This window comes from Bartonella eidoli (genome assembly GCF_036576145.1).
Taxonomy (GTDB): Bacteria; Pseudomonadota; Alphaproteobacteria; order Rhizobiales; family Rhizobiaceae; genus Bartonella.
On record NZ_JBAFWX010000001.1, the window covers coordinates 305,295 to 322,174 of the forward strand.

Consider the following 16,880-nt stretch of genomic DNA (forward strand, 5'->3'; position numbering starts at 1 on the left):
AAATTGTTAAGAGGCTCTGCCAAACGCAGAGCCTTTATTTTTGAGAAAATCACTTTGGTGTTTTCTTTTTGGATCGTTTCATGATAAAGCCCATGAGCGTGATATATTTTCTTGATCACTGTTTAATAAACTGATTAGCTCTTCTTTGTTTTCCCCTATAGGTAAAAAACGAGAGTTGCAGGGTGGGTTCAGGAAAGTTATGCAAAATGAAATTGTAAAAGTGGACGGGAATATTTCACAATGACTGTGAAAAATGAAACAATAGATTATTCGAAAACTCTTTATTTGCCACAAACAAATTTTCCTATGCGTGCAGGTTTGCCACAGAAAGAGCTTGAGTTGTTAGCTAAGTGGGAAAATATAGGGCTTTATGATGAATTGCGTCAGCAAGCAAAAGATCGGCCACTTTATATTCTTCATGATGGTCCACCTTATGCAAATGGCCATATCCATGTTGGACATGCTTTAAACAAAGTTTTAAAGGATGTTATTGTCCGTTCATTCCAAATGCGTGGTTTTAATGCAAATTATGTTCCTGGCTGGGATTGTCATGGACTTCCGATTGAATGGAAGATTGAAGAAAGATATCGTGCACAAGGAAAAAATAAGGATGATGTTCCTCTTAACGAGTTTCGCCAAGAATGTCGTGAATTTGCGCGGTATTGGATAACTGTTCAAAGTGAAGAGTTTAAACGTCTTGGTGTTGTTGGAGATTTTAATAACCCTTATACCACGATGGATTTTCATATAGAAGCACGCATTGCAAGTGAATTGATGAAGTTTTCGATGTCAGGTCAGATGTATCGTGGTTCAAAGCCTGTTATGTGGTCTGTTGTTGAGCGTACAGCTTTAGCGGAAGCAGAGATTGAGTATCATGACCATGAGTCAGAAGTTATTTGGGTTAAGTTTCCTATTTTAAAAACAAATTCTAATGATTTACAAGATGCATATATTGTAATTTGGACAACGACTCCATGGACAATTCCAGGTAATCGTGCAGTCAGTTATTCTTCGCAGATTTCATACAGTGTTTATTCTGTTGAGAGTACAGAGAATGATTTTGGTCCCCAAGTTGGGGAAAAACTCCTTTTTTCTGATGCTTTAGCGATGAGTTGTGCGGAGAAAGCAAATCTTGTATTAAAGCATTTGCGTTCCATTTCTGCTGATGAATTAAAAGGTCTTGTTCTTTCCCATCCATTAAGAGGTTTAGCGGGAGGCTATAATTATAAGATTGCAATGCTTGATGGTTCACATGTAACAGACAGTGCTGGTACGGGTTTTGTTCATACCGCTCCCAGTCATGGACGTGAGGATTTTGAGATTTGGAATGCTTATAAATCTGTATTAGAGCAGGAAGGTATTGAAACATCTATACCTTTTCCAGTTGATGATGCTGGTTTTTATACAAAAGATGTTCCTGGGTTTGGTCCAGATCGCAAAGACGGTGCTGTGCGTGTTATTGATGATAATGGGAAGATGGGTAATGCCAATAAAGAAGTTATTAATGCTTTGATTAAAGCGGATCGATTATTTGCACGGGGTCGTTTAAAGCATTCCTATCCTCACAGTTGGCGTTCAAAAAAACCGATTATTTTTAGAAATACGCCACAGTGGTTTATTTCGATGGATAAAGATCTGGGAGATGGGTCAACTTTACGTAAGCGAGCTTTGGACGCTGTTTCAGCAACGCGTTTTGTGCCTTCTTCTGGTCAAAATCGTTTAGCTTCTATGATTGCAGATCGTCCTGATTGGGTTCTCTCTCGTCAGCGTGCTTGGGGTGTTCCGATTTGTATTTTCGTTGATGAGGATGGTACTGTTCTTAAGGATGAGAAAGTGAATGAACGTATTTTGCAGGCTTTTGAAATAGAAGGAGCTGACGCATGGTTTTCTGAAGGCGCACGTGAGCGTTTTTTAGGTGAGCGCGCCCATGAGCCTTGGGTACAAGTTCGTGATATTCTTGATGTATGGTTTGATTCTGGAGCAAGTCATAGCTTTGTATTAGAAGGTAGGAGTGATTTAAAATGGCCTGCAGATATTTATTTTGAAGGGTCTGATCAACATCGTGGGTGGTTTCAGTCTTCTCTTTTGGAAAGTTGTGGTACGCGCGCTTGTGCGCCCTATAAGACGGTAATTACACATGGATTTACTTTAGATGAAAATGGCAAAAAAATGTCTAAGTCTTTAGGAAATACAGTTGTCCCACAAGAAATTATTAAAACATCTGGCGCTGATATTTTTCGTCTCTGGGTGATGACAACTGATTATTGGGAAGATCAGCGTTTAGGGAAAAAAATTCTTCAGACGAATGTAGATTCGTATCGTAAGTTGCGTAATGCTATTCGCTGGATGCTTGGGACTTTGGCGCATGATGAGGGAGAAGAAGTATCTTATAACACGCTACCAGAGCTTGAAAAATTTATATTGCATCGAATTTTTGAGTTGGATCATTTAATTAGTAAAGCTTATGATGAATTTGATTTTAAGAAGATTATGCGTGCGCTTCTGGATTTTTCAATCACTGAACTATCGGCATTTTATTTTGATATTCGTAAGGATTCTCTTTACTGTGATGCGCCTTCATCAAAAAAACGGAAGGCTTCTTTACAGGTAATCCGTGAAGTTTTTGATAGAATGGTAACGTGGCTTGCTCCGATGTTACCTTTTACAATGGAAGAGGCTTGGCTGGAGCGTTATCCAAAACGTCATTCGGTACATTTAGAGCAATTTTATTCTGCACAAAAAGAATGGAAAAACGAATCTTTGGCGGAGCGTTGGAAAAAAGTTAGACAGATTCGTAAAGTTGTAACTGGTGCTTTGGAACTTGAGCGAGTCAATAAGCGAATTGGATCATCTTTAGAAGCAGCGCCTATCGTTTTTATTTCTAATCCAGTTTTATTGGAGGCATTGGAAAATTTGGATATGGCAGAAATTTGTATTACAAGTTCTTTAAAAGTTGTTCAGGGTGTACCACCTTCAGACTCCTTTACTTTAAGTGATGTCGAAGGTGTTGGTGTGTGTCCAGATAAGGCTTCAGGTATAAAGTGCGCTCGATCATGGCGCTATACACAAGATGTTGGTAGTGATCCAGATTTTCCTGATGTATCTGCACGTGATGCGTCTGCTTTGCGGGAATTACAAATGTTGGGCAAAATTTAAAAATTTTTGTCAGGGGAATAAATACAAAATTATTATATCATTGTTTCATTGAAGTTTTATCGTTGATAAATATGTTTTTGGATATGTTATGAGTGGGCTTCATTACTTCTTTTACAGTTTGGAGTGTGTAGGTTATTTAAAATAAATTACGGAAATAATGAGCTTATGTTATTTTTTTTATGGGTGATCAGTGGAAAAGCGTAAATTAAGAGTATTTTTTATGGGTATTTTAGGTACATGTGCTATTTTGACAGGATGTAGTGCTTTTGCACCTACCTATGGTACGGGGCAAGCAGTTTCTGTACAATTTTTCAGAGACATTGCTGATATGGCTTTATTAAAACCTAAAAATAATCATATTCAGCCTGTTGTGAAGCCCCGTAAGCAACTTGTGCTTCCTAGATTAGATGGACATATAAAGTTACCACAGCCTCAGCAAAATGTAACGCAGTATAGCTTGCCTGTTGATAAGATAAGTGGTGTTAAGGCGTTATCCTAAAAGTGGTAGAGCTTCTGTTTTGTTACCAAAAGTATTATCAGTTAATGCGCTGGATGAGATTAATAATTTAAAGGGTGTTGTTAGGTTAAATGCGAAGTATCAGCAGGAATATTTACAGCGTCAGAGAGGACAAAGCATAAATTCTAATCTCATTGAGCCACCGTTAAGTTATCATTAATTGGCTGAAGTTGCGTTTATTTATTAAAAATTGAACATTCAAAGAGTATGAAAATAATGCTGTAGCAACAGATTATAGTAAAAGGGGAGGGTTTTAAAAAGATATCTGGCTACTATTTAAAAAGGTGGATGTTTTTGTAAGAAGATAGATTACTTTTTAACATTTCTTTTTTTTGCAAAAAAATCTTTAAGTAATCGAGAAGCTTCTGTCTGTTTTAAACCAGAGTAAATATCAGGCTTATGATGACAAGTTGATTGTTTATAGAGGCGTGGTCCATGTTCAATAGCACCTCCTTTTATATCCCCTGTTGCATAGTAGAGGCGTCGTATACGTGTAAATGAAATAGCTGCAGCACACATAGCGCAAGGTTCAAGTGTTACATAAAGATCGCAATCAGGAAGTCGTTCATTTTGGAATAATTCACAAGCCATACGGATAACGCGTATTTCTGCATGTCCTGTAGGGTCATATACAGCTTTTGTACAGTTACCAGCGCGTGCAATGATTTTTTTATTATACATGATCACGGCTCCTACGGGTACTTCATCTTTTTTTGCTGCCAGCCGCGCTTCTAAAAGAGCTATTTCCATAGGGGTCAAAATTATGTTTCCTTTCCTTTGAAGAACGGAGAGTTAGAGGGGTTCTCTCTATTGATGTTTATGTTGCAAAGTGAGTAAAATCACTCTTTTCAAAAAATTGAAAAGATTATTATTTTTAAAAAAGCATTTAAAATAAATTTGTGCAAGTAAACATATACATTATTATCGCTAAAGGATAGAAAATGATAACTGATTATGCTACTTCCTTCTTTAGTATAAGCGGTATAGTAGATATGAATAATTTGCTGAACGTACTTTAAGAGATTGGTGTGCAAAGCGAATGAATGAAAATAATGAAAGTGAACGGATTGCTAAAAGGTTGGCACGTGCCGGTGTTGCATCGCGTCGTGATGCAGAAATGATGATTATTGCTGGCCGTATTGTTGTTAATGGAACGGTTGTAACAACGCCTGCCTTTAATGTTACCCATTCTGATGTTATTAAAGTTGATGGCAAGCCTTTGTCCCCTATAGAACGAACGAGATTATGGCTTTATCATAAGCCAGCAGGACTTGTTACCACTAATCGTGATCCTCAAGGAAGACCGACAGTATTTAACAATTTGCCAAAAGAAATGCCCCGTGTCCTTTCTGTTGGCAGGCTTGATATTAATACGGAAGGGCTTTTGCTGCTTACTAATGACGGGGGATTGGCACGTGTATTGGAGCTTCCTTTAACAGGATGGGTACGTAAATATCGGGTTCGTGCTCATGGGAAAATAAAACAAAGCGAACTTGATAACCTTAGAAATGGTATTGCGATTGATGGTATTTTTTATGGTTCAATTCAAGCCCTGATTGAACGTGAGCAAGGTACAAATATATGGCTTTCTGTGTCTTTACGTGAAGGAAAAAATCGTGAAGTAAAGAATGTTCTTGGCGCATTAGGATTGTTAGTGAATCGTTTAATCCGTGTATCTTATGGCCCATTTCAGTTATCTGACTTAGAGGAAGGAGCCGTTCGTGAGATAAAAGGTCGGACATTACGTGATCAATTAGGTGAGCGTTTAATTATGCAAGCCAATGCAAATTTTGATGCTCCTATTCTTAAGCCATTTTCGAATTTTGCAGTCGTTACGGAAAAGAAAAATAATAAAAAGCATATTGTTAAAAATGATGGTTGGATTTTTTCTAGTGAAAAGGAAGTTCAACCTAGAAAACGAAATGGTTCTGTTAAGCATGGTCAAACTCAGTTAAGCACAAAGCCTAATAAAAAAATTATGAATAAGGATAAGAGTGAGAATGAAAAAGAAAGGCATTTTTTACCTCGTTCTCGTTCTTCTAATGTTTGGATGGCACCTGGTGCACGTCCGCAGAGTGCATCTAGAAAGCTTGTCTATAGTACGGATAGTTTCCATGATGGTGAGAGTAACGCCAATAAGGAATTATCCTATAGAGGAAAGAAAAAGTCTAAAGAGGCACGGTTTCAGAAAGAAAAAAAACATGATAAAAAACCTTATCGTGGTGAAGCATATGCTTCTGATAAAAAGAGCGGTTCTATAAAAAAGGGAAATAAAATTATTAAAGGAAATCAAGATGTACGTTCTTCCCAGGAGAAGCGAAAGACGATGTCATGTGATAGTGCCGTAAAAAAAACTAAATTGTATAATCGTAGTGCAAAAACATCAAAGCTATTTGGAGGATCACGTGCGGGTCATTGGAGGTAAATTAGCGGGACGCGTTCTATTTGCTCCTGTTGGTTCGTCAATTCGCCCAACGAGTGATCGTACACGTGAAAGTCTTTTTAATATTTTTGCCAGTCGTGAAGAACAGTTCTGGGTCAATAAGCGTATTCTTGATCTTTTTGCTGGTACAGGAGCTTTAGGAATTGAAGCGCTTTCACGCGGTGCAAAAGTGGCTGTTTTTGTTGAAAACTCAGTTGAAGGACGTGGATTGATTCGAAGAAATATTGAATCTTTTGAATTACAGTCAATGGGGCGTATTTTGCGTCGTGATGCAACAAAGCTTGGGAGTATTGGGACAATGCTTCCATTTGATGTTATTTGTGCAGATCCTCCTTATGGTCATTGTTTAGGAGAACGTTCTTTTGTAGAGGCTCTAAAAGGAGGGTGGGCAAAAGCTGATACACTCTTTGTTCTTGAAGAAAAGAAAGATGCAGTTATTCATTTGCCGGATATATTTTATGTAGATGATGAGCGTTCTTATGGTGATACAGTAATACGCTTTTATAAATTACAATCATGGTTTTAACCTTGAGAAAATTTAGTTTTTATCCAATAATATAAAGATTGTTATATAGTTTTTTCATTGATTTTTCTTATGGGTAATAAATTCTTTATGAATATAAATATTTATCTTTATTCCAATTAGAGGTTTTGATGATTTCTGTTTGATTATACAGTATTGTGTGGAGATAAAATCAATAGTGTAATTTTAATCAGACTATATCAATTGAAAAAATCTTTTGGGTTGATAAGTAGTGTTTTTTATTCATTTACGAGAAAGCTAATAAATGAAAAAAAATATTATAGTTATGTGAGATATTGCCTTATGTTTGTATGAAATATTACAAAAGATAACAAAAATGAGTTTAGCATTTAATAATTTAAAAGTATGGGGTTGAAGTCATTTGTTGGATGATATCAAAAATAATAAGGGTATTTTATTAAAGCTTTGAAAAATTTAGAGTTAAAATCAATCATTATTGCACATCTTCTATTTATTCAATTGTAAGAGCAGATTTTTTTATCAAATGTGATAGAAGAAAAATTAGAAAGACTCTGTTCAAAGAAATTTATACAATATATTGCATATTGCACCTTTTTAGAAAGAAGCTAAAAAGGAATTTGTGCGCTTCATTGATAATAAAAGTGTGTTAATTGCATTATATGATTGTTATCAATGTATATGTATGAATTATGTTTTTTATAAATTTTCCAGATTGTTCATCAATGGAATGATCAATATTTGAGGGAGTTCATAATGACTGACAAAAACCAGATTGATAAAGCTGTTTCATTAGTTGAATCTGCAAGGCGTTTAGGAGCAGATTCTGCTGACGCTGTGATTATTGGCACACGCTCTCTCCGTGTATCAGTTCGTTGTGGAAAAGTTGAATCTATAGACGCTTCAGAGAGCGATGATTTTACATTAAGGGTTTTTGTCGGCAAGAAAGTAGCAAGCATTTCTGCTAATTTATCATCTTATCCATCAGAAATAGCAGAGCGTGCTATTGCAATGGCTAAAGCTTCTCCGGACAGTTTATTTGAAGGTTTGGTAGATAAAGAGTATCTGGTTACTTATCCCAAAAATCTTGATCTCGTTGATAATTTTATTCCTCATAGTCATTTTTTAACAGAGGATGCTTTAAAAATGGAGGAAGCGGCGCTTGGTGTTAAAGGGGTAAGCAATTCTGGTGGAGCTACGACAGCTTATGGCCATAGCGGATTTGTTCTTGTAACTAGCAATGGTTTTTGTGGGTCTTATCATTCTAGCTATTTTTCTCGTTCTTGTAGTGCGCTTGCTGGTGAAGGTACTGCAATGGAACGAGATTATGATTATACAACTGCTTTACATTTTTCTGATTTAGAAGAAGCAGAAACTGTGGGTAAGAATGCAGGGTTAGGTGCGGTTCGACGTTTGGGGTCGGTTCGCGCAGCTACAGGAGTTGTTGATGTTATTTTTAATCCTCGCACAGCTCGTGGAATTTCTGGGCATATTGCATGTATGGTTAATGGAGCATCGGTTGCTCGTAAAACGAGTCTTTTGCAAAATTTCTTGGGTAAGGCTGTGATGAAGCCTGATGTTAATGTGACAGACCAGCCTTTACTATTGCGTGGGAATTCTTCACGTCCTTTTGATGGGGAAGGGGTAGAGGGAGAAACACTAAATATTGTTGAAAATGGAATCTTGAAAAATTGGCTTCTTTCAGCATCTTCAGCACGTGAACTGGGTTTTAAAACCAATGGACGTGGTGTGCGTTCAGCGTCTTTAGTGCAGCCAGCAAGTACAAATTTTGCTATTGAACCAGGCTTAATATCACCTCATGATATGATAAAAAATGTGCGAAGCGGTTTTTATGTTACGGAGTTATTTGGGCATGGAATTGATTTTATTACAGGTCAATATAGTCGTGGAGCCTCTGGTTTTTGGATTGAAAATGGTGAAATTTCTCATCCAGTTAGCGAAGTAACTTTAGGTTCTGATTTACTTCATATGTTAGCACATTTAACACCTGCAAGTGATATTGATCGGCGTTATGGTACTGCTGCTCCGACATTGTTAATCGAAGGGATGACACTTGCAGGAAAATAATATGCATCATTCTTCTGATCTAAATCTTTTGCTTGATGTTTGTCGAGAGGCAGGGGAGTTAGCGATGAAGTATTTTAGATGTGAATTAAATGTGTGGATGAAAGAAGGTAATTCACCAGTTAGCGAGGCAGATTTTGCAGTTGATTGTTTTTTGAAGAAAAGGCTTCTTGAGGCGCGTCCAACTTATGGATGGATTTCAGAAGAAACAAAAGATAATCGTAAACAACAAGTTTATGAACGTTACTTTGTTGTTGATCCTATTGATGGGACTCGCGGTTTTCTCTCAGGTAGTTTCTATTGGTGTATTTCGATTGCTATTATTGAAAATGGACGCCCTATTGTAGGTGTTTTGCAGTGTCCAGCGCGGGGAGATATTTATGCAGCTGTTATTGGTGAAATGGCAACATTAAATGGTATAGCCCTTCCTCTTTTGACACCTCAAGTTAATCGCAAATGTAAAGTGTCTCTTGATGAATCAATAGCTAAGAAATTGCCAAGTGATTTTTGCAGTCAGGTTAGTTTTTATCACTATATTCCCTCTCTTGCTTATCGTATAGTTCTTGCTGCTCAAGGTGAGATCGATGTTGTGTTGGTTCGTCCAAGTTGTCATGAGTGGGATATAGCAGCGGCTGATCTTATTTTGCAGGAATGTGGAGGATGTTTTTTATCACTTAATAGCTCCTGTATATCTTACGGAATTAAACCTCATCAATATGGTTTTTTAATTGCTGGAAAAAATAATTGCTGCCAAAATATGATAGATATTGTTCGTCACGCAAAGTTGGTTTAATCAAATAAAAGTGCGTTAAAGTTCTTTAATATAATAATTGTATGGAGACACATATGGCTGAGGCTAATAAAGAAAAACAATATTTGCACCTTGTCTTTGGCGGGGAATTAAAAAATCTCAGTAGTAATCAGTTTAAGAATCTTGATGATTTAGATGTGGTTGGTATTTTTCCAGATTATCAATCGGCTCGAAAAGCATGGGGAGAGAAAGCGCAGAGCAGTGTAGATAATGCATTACAACGTTATTACATTGTAGATTTATACCGATTTCTTGATTCTGAAGCAGGTGGTGTGGAATAAGGTTTATATATGAAGTCATTATTTTTTTGATTATGAGAATGTAAAAAATTAGCTTTGATATGGACATAATTAAAAAAAGAAAAGTAGTTCACTTAACAAGAGATACAGTGCTTATTAGTAAAACGGGGGTTTCTATAAGAAGAAGCAAAGTTAGTATATGCTCTTTCTTATTAGAAAAATGGGTAAAATTTAGATAGAATGTTGTAAAGGAACGAAAGACTAATCATTGTTATTTGTGTAGGTAATGTATGATGAAATTTTTTCCTTTTCTAGGTATAAGGTTTTGTCATATTTTTTATTTTTCTAATTTAGATATAAATATGCAGTTTCAAAATCTTTTTTATATTTAAGCAAAGAGCAGTTATTATTGTGTCTAATGTTTTTATAAAAAAGTTTTTTTTTAATACAAGAAAAAACTATAACTGCGCTTCTCTTTAAATATTTAGGCATTTGTTTTTTTAATAGAGTAACTTCTGTTTTTAAAGTGCAGACAGTCTTTTTTCTAAAAAAGAAAAATAGATACAATAATAGATATACGATGACGTTTAGAGACATTTTAAATAGGTGAATGAGGTGGTTAAATGATAGAATTAAAGGCACGTGCGGCTCTTGTAATCTATCGGATGATTGGTTTTTTCTTGCATTTTGTCATACCTTTTTACCTGTTTCTTCGTGCTGTGCGTGGAAAAGAAGATTGGGGTCGTCAAAAAGAGCGTTTTGGTAAAAGCCGTCAAGCACGTCCCAAGAGCCCATTGATTTGGTTGCATGCAGCAAGTGTTGGGGAAACTCTTGCTCTTGTTCCGCTTATTAATTATATTTTATCATTGAATATCAATATATTAATGACGACCTGTACTGTGACATCTTGTTCTCTTGTCAAAAAGCATTTTGGCGATCGATTAATTCATCAATATGCTCCATTGGATTTTAATTCAGCAGTCCGTCGTTTTATTAAGCATTGGAATCCTGATTTAGCATTGACTTGTGAATCGGAAATTTGGCCTCTACGTATTAAGGAACTTGCAAAAATGCGTATTCCTCAGATTTTGGTTAATGCCCATATGTCTGAGCGTTCTTTTAAAGCTTGGCAAAAATGGAGCTTTCTTGCTAGGTATATTTTTCAGCATATTGACGTGGCAATTGGCCAAAATGAGAGAGATATGGTTTATTACCATACGCTTGGAGTGAAATCTGTTGCACTTTCTGGAAATCTTAAGGCGGATGTTTTTTTGGTTGAGGATCGTACATTATTGGAACGTTATCGTAATGCTATTGGCGATCGTCCAGTGTGGGCAGCTATTTCAACCCATGAGGGAGAAGAGAAGGTTGCGTTTGAAGTTCATAAAATTCTTAAGAATTATTTGCCAGATTTATTGACAATTATTGTACCTCGTCATCCTGAACGTTCAGAAGAGCTTATCAGCAGGTTTGGAAGTGAGAATTTGCACTTTATTCGTAGAAGCAACGATGCTATCCCAGATGTTAATACAGATATTTTTTGGGGAGATACGATCGGAGAAATGGGACTTTTTCTTCGTTTGTCGAAAGTTTCTTTTATTGGTAAGTCGTTGTGCTGCGATGGTGGGCACAATCCATTAGAGTTGGCTTTTCTTGGTTCAGCTATTTTAACAGGGCCTCATGTTTCAAACTTTCAAGAGACGTTTGAACAATTTTTAATGCGTGGTGCAGCATATATGGTTCAAGATACAAAACAGCTTGCTATTCAAGTGTATAAGCTTTTAACAAATGAAGTGATAAGGCAAGAAATGGTTAATAAAGCTCATGAGATTGCAACGGATATGGAAGGTGCGCTTGATCGTACGCTAAAGGTTCTTGATCCGTTTTTGCAACCTCTTGTAATACAGACAAGTTTAAGTCATCATCGGGGTAGTCGGAGCCGGTATGTATATTAGAGCGCCAAATTTTTGGTGGAAAAATAAAAGCTTTTTACGATTTTCATTAATGCCAGTTTCATGGATATATGGATATTTTTTACGTTGTTATATGGCAAAACAGCCTCCGATTATTGATCTTCCAGTTTTGTGCATTGGTAATTTTACATTAGGTGGTGCAGGTAAAACACCTGTTGTTATTGCTTTTGCTCAAGTTGCTAAAGAGCTTGGTTTAGTTCCTGGTATTGTATCGCGTGGTTATGGTGGAACAATTAAAGGGGTGCATATCGTAGATAAGAAGTGTGATAACGCGCGCGATGTTGGGGATGAACCGCTTTTACTTGCACAGCATGCTTTGGTTGCTATATCACCTGATCGTTATACAGCAGCACAACGCCTCAAGGCTGAGGGATGCAATATCATTTTGATGGATGATGGATTTCAAAGCCGTCGTCTTTATATAGATTATGCATTACTTGTTGTAGATGCAATGCGTAATTTTGGTAATAGCTCTGTTTTTCCAGCGGGTCCTTTGCGTGCACCGCTAAAAGTACAATTTTCTTTGATGGACAGTGTTTTGTTGATTGGCGATTCGGATACTAATGATACTGTTGATCGCCTTATTTCTGGCACTGGAAAGCCTTTGTATCACGCCCATCTTAAATCATTAGTTTCCGATGAGGTTCGAGAAAAGTTATTTTTAGCATTTGCGGGTATTGGCAATCCAGATAAGTTTTTTAAGTCTATCAGAGAATTATCTGGTCATGTTGTACAAACTTATTCTTATCCGGATCATTATTTTTTTACTGATATGGATTTAAAGAATCTTGCAAAAAAAGCTAAAGATCAAAACTTATGGTTGGCCACAACTGCTAAAGATTATATACGTATACAGACCAATAATGTACAGCAATATCTGAAAAAGCTCATTGTCTTTGATGTTGAAGTTGATTTTGTTCAAAAAAATCTTTGTCATACGATTCTTGAAGAGGTTATAGCCCGTTTTTCAAAGCGAAAGCATCTTTCTAATCTATTATAAAATTAATGAAAATACTACACTTATTTACTTAGTCATTATTCCATGTTTTTTTAGCAGTTGGCTAAGGTAGGGGTTACATTCGAGTTCGCGATGGTAAGAAATCTCACAACTGGCATATGCTTCTTGACGGTTATGATTCCAATATTTTAAATCATCTATAAGGATTTTTTGTCCACTGACTGCGCAAAGGGTATAAGTTCCGTATTCTATGATTTTATATCCATTATTAGAATAATAAACTTTCGCTTCACGTTCATCATTGGAAAACATTTTATAATTCCTTCTTATTTGTGTAAGAAAACACCAACTAAAGTAAAGTGCCATAAGATACTTTATAAAGTCGAGAGTAAATTTAAAAAATATTTTTTGGTCAAGTCTTGAGTAATAATTTATCTTCTTCCAAACAGTCGTTCTATATCAGCTAATTTAAGTTCAATATAAGTAGGTCGACCATGATTACATGTACTAGTATTGGGTGTTGCTTCTATTTGACGTAAGAGTGTATTCATTTCTTCGGGGTGCAAAAGACGTCCTGACCTTATTGACCCATGGCAGGCTATAGTTGCTGCAAGATGGTCGAGCATTACTTTTAAATTGTCTATAGTATCATATTCAGCGGCTTCATCTGCTAAGTCTTTAATGAGGGCCTGTATGTTAACTTCTCCTAACATGGAAGGTGTTTCACGTACGACAATTGCGCCAGGTCCAAATGGTTCTATTCTTAAGCCAAATTTTTGTAAAGAATTTTTGTGAGTTAAAAGGCATGTTGCATCTTCTTCAGATAGCTCTACAATTTCAGGGACAAGCAACAATTGTGAAGGAAGTGGTTTAGAATAAAGTGCGTTCTTGAGTGCTTCATATACCAGTCTTTCATGAGCAGCATGTTGATCAACAATTATTAAACTATCCTGTGTTTGAGCAATAATGTAATTTTTGTGAATTTGCGCTCTAGCAGCTCCTAATGGATAATGTAATTCTTCTGATGAAAGTGTAGTATTTGTAGTGCATACATCACCACTTGGTGTCTTTAAGGCATCCATAATGGGGGTGGAGTTTTCCCTTAAATTAACAGCATTTATCGTCTCATCTGATGGTTTGTGAAATATTGGTACGGATGATGGTGAAAGGGGATATTGTTGTGGGTTATAAGAAGAAGGGCTTTGAGAATTTTGAAATGACGATGATGTTTTAAATGCAGCCAGCATTGCTTCAGAATTTGTTGAAATGGGGCGGATTCCAGCTTGATGCAATACTTCATGAATTGCTCCAATAATTAAACCACGAATTAGTCCTGGATCACGAAATCGTACATCAGCTTTAGCTGGATGTACGTTCACATCTACATCAGTTGGCGGTAAATTAATAAAAAGAATAGATACAGGATAGCGGTCTCGAGCCATAACATCGACATAGGCACTTCGAATTGCTCCGCAAAGGAATTTATCGCGCACTGGACGCCCATTAACGTAAATAAATTGATGAAGGCTGTTGCTACGATTAAAGGATGGTAAACAGGCAAAACCAGTTAAACGGACTGCTTCACGTTCAGCATTTAGGGAGATGCTGTTGGGAGCAAATTCTTTTCCCATAACTTGTGTAATACGTTCTAATTGTCCTTGGATATTATTTCCTGTAGCAGGAAATTCCATGGAAGTTCGATCTGGACCAGAAAGAGAAAAGCGGATATGCGGAAATGCGATGGCAATTCGTTTAATGATATCGGTGATAGCATTTGCTTCAGCGCGATCGGTTTTCATAAATTTTAATCGTGCTGGAGTGACAAAAAAAAGATCACGAACTTCAACAATAGTGCCGGGATTAGCTGCAGCTGGTTTTGGTCCTATGTTTTGTCCTGCTGTGACAACAATTTCACTAGCGTTGTCAGCATTGTGTGTGCGTGAGGTTAATTTAAGCTTAGCAACAGAACCAATAGAGGGTAAAGCCTCTCCTCGGAAGCCAAGGAAGCAAATATTATGGACATCATCGGTAATCTTTGATGTACAGTGACGAGAAACTGCTAAAATTAATTGCTCTTCGGGAATTCCACAGCCATTATCGCTTACCTTTATAAAATTTTTTCCACCATTTGCTGTCACAATCTCGATCCGAGTTGCTCCTGCATCAATAGCGTTTTCAACAAGCTCTTTGATAACACTTGCGGGTCGTTCAATAACTTCTCCTGCTGCGATTTGATTAATAATATTTTCGCTAAGGTGGCGTATAATCATAATTTAAAGATTTCTTACTAAATTTATAGAAGTTTTCTGATATGATAACATTATTTGTTTAACATTCAAGAATAAGGGGGCACAAGAAATCTTATCCTTAAAAAGCTATATTCATTTTATAAAAAGTATTGTATCAAACGCTTTTCATTATCTAACCTATAGCATTTATTAATTATGCAAATAAATAAGCTAGATTAGAAAAAATGAGAATGATTTTTCTTATCGAAGATATTTGCACTGGTTAATCATTTGATTCAAAATGAGGCAAAGCAACGTTGAGAGGGAAGACGATATGGCGCGTGTAAATGGTATTTTAGCTGATAATGATATACAGGCTTTAATTGATACTGTCGTTTTTTCTGCCTCTTGGCCATTTGATTTTAGTCAAATACAACCAGCAAGTCTTGATCTTCGTTTAGGAGAAAAAGCTTATCGTATACGTGCTTCATTTATGCCGGGATGTGATACAAAAGTTATTGATAAGATTGAGCGATTAAAGTTGCATGAATTTGATTTGCAGGATGGAGCAGTTTTGGAAACGGGTTGTGTTTATATTGTTCCTCTTTTAGAAAGTTTGTCTTTACCAAAAATTTTGTCTGCGGCGGCTAATCCCAAAAGTTCTACAGGAAGGTTAGATGTTTTTACGCGTGTGATTACAGATAATTCTCAGGAATTTGATAAAATTTGTGCAGGTTATCATGGTCCACTTTATCTTGAAATTAGTCCCCGTACATTTCCAATTGTAGTTCGTACCGGGTCACGTTTATCTCAGCTTCGGTTTAGAAAGGGGCAAAGTTATTTAAATGAAATTGAGTTACATAATTTGCATAAGAATGAGACCCTTATATCCGATGATTTCCCTAATATTAGCAATAATGGGATTGCGATTTCCATTAATTTAAAGGGAAATGAGAACGGGCTTATAGGGTATCGTGGTAAACGTCATACAAGTGTCATTGATGTTGATAAACGTGCTGTTGCTCATATTTTGGATTTTTGGGAGCCTCTTTACGATCGGGGTCAAAAGGGGCTGATTCTTGATCCTAATGAGTTTTATATTTTAGTTTCACGGGAAACTGTCCATATTCCTCCGCATTATGCAGCTGAAATGACGCCTTTTGATCCTTTAGTTGGTGAATTTAGGGTGCATTATGCAGGTTTTTTTGATCCAGGATTTGGGCATGTGAAGGAGAAAGAAAAAGGAGCAAAGGCGGTTTTGGAAGTGCGTAGCTATGAAGTTCCATTTATTTTGGAGCATGGCCAAATTATCGGTCGTTTAATGTATGAGCATATGTTAACTCGGCCCTTAGTACTTTACGGACAGGATGCTGGATCACATTATCAAGCTCAAGGGTTAAAGTTATCGAAGCACTTTAAATGAGTTTCAAAATAAGAATTTTGATTAAATATCTTCACTGAAGAGAAAGCTATGCTGCTTAAAAATACAATATATCGTTGATGTATAAAATTTTTAAATTTATATGAGACGATTTGTTGCCGTTTATTTTATTCCTAGAGTTTGAATGATAGCATAGTGTATTTTCTTGCATATAAAATGTCATTTTGATGATTTTATTGGTTATTTTCTTCTTTATTCATATTTTTTGACATTTAAAATTTAAAAAAATGCCTTATGTACGCCTTATCAGTGTGTGTTTAAAACAATCTTGATTAAGGGCGCGTTTATAAGGTTTTTCGTATTATTTTAGGTGTAGTTAATAAGTGAAATTCATTCAGTATCTTTTTATCTTTGTAAATGATGCCTTAAGTTTGAAATTGGTCATATATTTTTACGGAGTGTAGATGTGGTAAGCCTTATTGATAAGATAATGTTAGGGACTTTAAGACAAACTGCTAAAATAATTTTTTTAAAAATGTCATTGGTAGCATAGAGATTTACACTTCAACTTTCAGATTATTACAGCG

13 protein-coding genes are annotated in these 16,880 nt (G+C 36.2%); 10 read left to right on the forward strand and 3 right to left on the reverse strand.

Annotated features, from left to right (window positions below; genetic code table 11):
- The first annotated feature begins 240 nt into the window (after window positions 1-240).
- Both ileS and V5N68_RS01280 read left to right on the forward strand, forming a co-directional pair.
- Window positions 241-3,156: an isoleucine--tRNA ligase gene (ileS, locus tag V5N68_RS01275; RefSeq protein WP_332065377.1), complete on the forward strand. Its 2,916-nt coding sequence runs from the start codon at window positions 241-243 to the stop codon at window positions 3,154-3,156.
- A 220-nt stretch (window positions 3,157-3,376) separates the two neighbouring features.
- Window positions 3,377-3,655 carry a hypothetical protein gene (locus tag V5N68_RS01280; RefSeq protein ID WP_332065378.1) on the forward strand — a complete coding sequence of 93 codons (279 nt, stop codon included), beginning with the start codon at window positions 3,377-3,379 and terminating at the stop codon, window positions 3,653-3,655.
- Window positions 3,656-3,982: 327 nt separating this feature from the next.
- On the opposite strand, the gene V5N68_RS01285 is transcribed toward V5N68_RS01280, so the two are convergent.
- Window positions 3,983-4,438, reverse strand: a complete 456-nt coding sequence (locus V5N68_RS01285) for a nucleoside deaminase (RefSeq protein WP_332065434.1) — start codon at window positions 4,436-4,438, stop codon at window positions 3,983-3,985.
- Window positions 4,439-4,712: 274 nt separating this feature from the next.
- On the opposite strand from V5N68_RS01285, the gene V5N68_RS01290 reads away from it, so the two are divergent.
- The 7 genes from V5N68_RS01290 (at window position 4,713) to lpxK (ending at window position 12,726) form a co-directional block, all read left to right on the forward strand.
- Entirely contained in the window at window positions 4,713-6,098 is a 1,386-nt protein-coding gene (locus tag V5N68_RS01290; protein ID WP_332065379.1) for a pseudouridine synthase, read from the forward strand.
- Entirely contained in the window at window positions 6,079-6,642 is a 564-nt protein-coding gene (rsmD, locus tag V5N68_RS01295) for a 16S rRNA (guanine(966)-N(2))-methyltransferase RsmD (RefSeq protein ID WP_332065380.1), read from the forward strand. The genes V5N68_RS01290 and rsmD overlap by 20 nt, the downstream gene beginning before the upstream one ends.
- A gap of 732 nt (window positions 6,643-7,374) precedes the next feature.
- Entirely contained in the window at window positions 7,375-8,706 is a 1,332-nt protein-coding gene (locus tag V5N68_RS01300) for a TldD/PmbA family protein (protein ID WP_332065381.1), read from the forward strand.
- Window positions 8,693-9,496, forward strand: coding sequence for a 3'(2'),5'-bisphosphate nucleotidase CysQ (locus V5N68_RS01305; protein ID WP_332065382.1), 804 nt, complete (start codon window positions 8,693-8,695; stop codon window positions 9,494-9,496). Before V5N68_RS01300 ends, V5N68_RS01305 begins: the two co-directional genes overlap by 14 nt.
- A 53-nt stretch (window positions 9,497-9,549) precedes the next feature.
- Window positions 9,550-9,795, forward strand: coding sequence for a DUF4170 domain-containing protein (locus V5N68_RS01310; protein ID WP_332065383.1), 246 nt, complete (start codon window positions 9,550-9,552; stop codon window positions 9,793-9,795).
- Window positions 9,796-10,376: 581 nt separating this feature from the next.
- Entirely contained in the window at window positions 10,377-11,708 is a 1,332-nt protein-coding gene (gene waaA, locus V5N68_RS01315) for a lipid IV(A) 3-deoxy-D-manno-octulosonic acid transferase (RefSeq protein WP_332065384.1), read from the forward strand.
- Complete coding sequence (lpxK, locus tag V5N68_RS01320) at window positions 11,698-12,726, forward strand: tetraacyldisaccharide 4'-kinase (protein WP_332065385.1); 1,029 nt, start codon at window positions 11,698-11,700, stop codon at window positions 12,724-12,726. Before waaA ends, lpxK begins: the two co-directional genes overlap by 11 nt.
- A gap of 24 nt (window positions 12,727-12,750) precedes the next feature.
- Here the strand turns inward: lpxK and V5N68_RS01325 are convergent, their stop codons facing one another.
- The gene (locus V5N68_RS01325) at window positions 12,751-12,996 is read right to left on the reverse strand and encodes a DUF2093 domain-containing protein (protein ID WP_332065386.1); all 246 of its coding nucleotides are present in this window, start codon (window positions 12,994-12,996) and stop codon (window positions 12,751-12,753) included.
- A gap of 119 nt (window positions 12,997-13,115) precedes the next feature.
- Window positions 13,116-14,954 carry a DNA mismatch repair endonuclease MutL gene (gene mutL / locus V5N68_RS01330; RefSeq protein ID WP_332065387.1) on the reverse strand — a complete coding sequence of 613 codons (1,839 nt, stop codon included), beginning with the start codon at window positions 14,952-14,954 and terminating at the stop codon, window positions 13,116-13,118.
- 292 nt (window positions 14,955-15,246) lie between these two features.
- On the opposite strand from mutL, the gene V5N68_RS01335 reads away from it, so the two are divergent.
- Window positions 15,247-16,335 (forward strand): 2'-deoxycytidine 5'-triphosphate deaminase, encoded by a 1,089-nt coding sequence (locus V5N68_RS01335; protein ID WP_332065388.1) that lies wholly within the window; start codon window positions 15,247-15,249, stop codon window positions 16,333-16,335.
- Window positions 16,336-16,880: the final 545 nt, after the last annotated feature.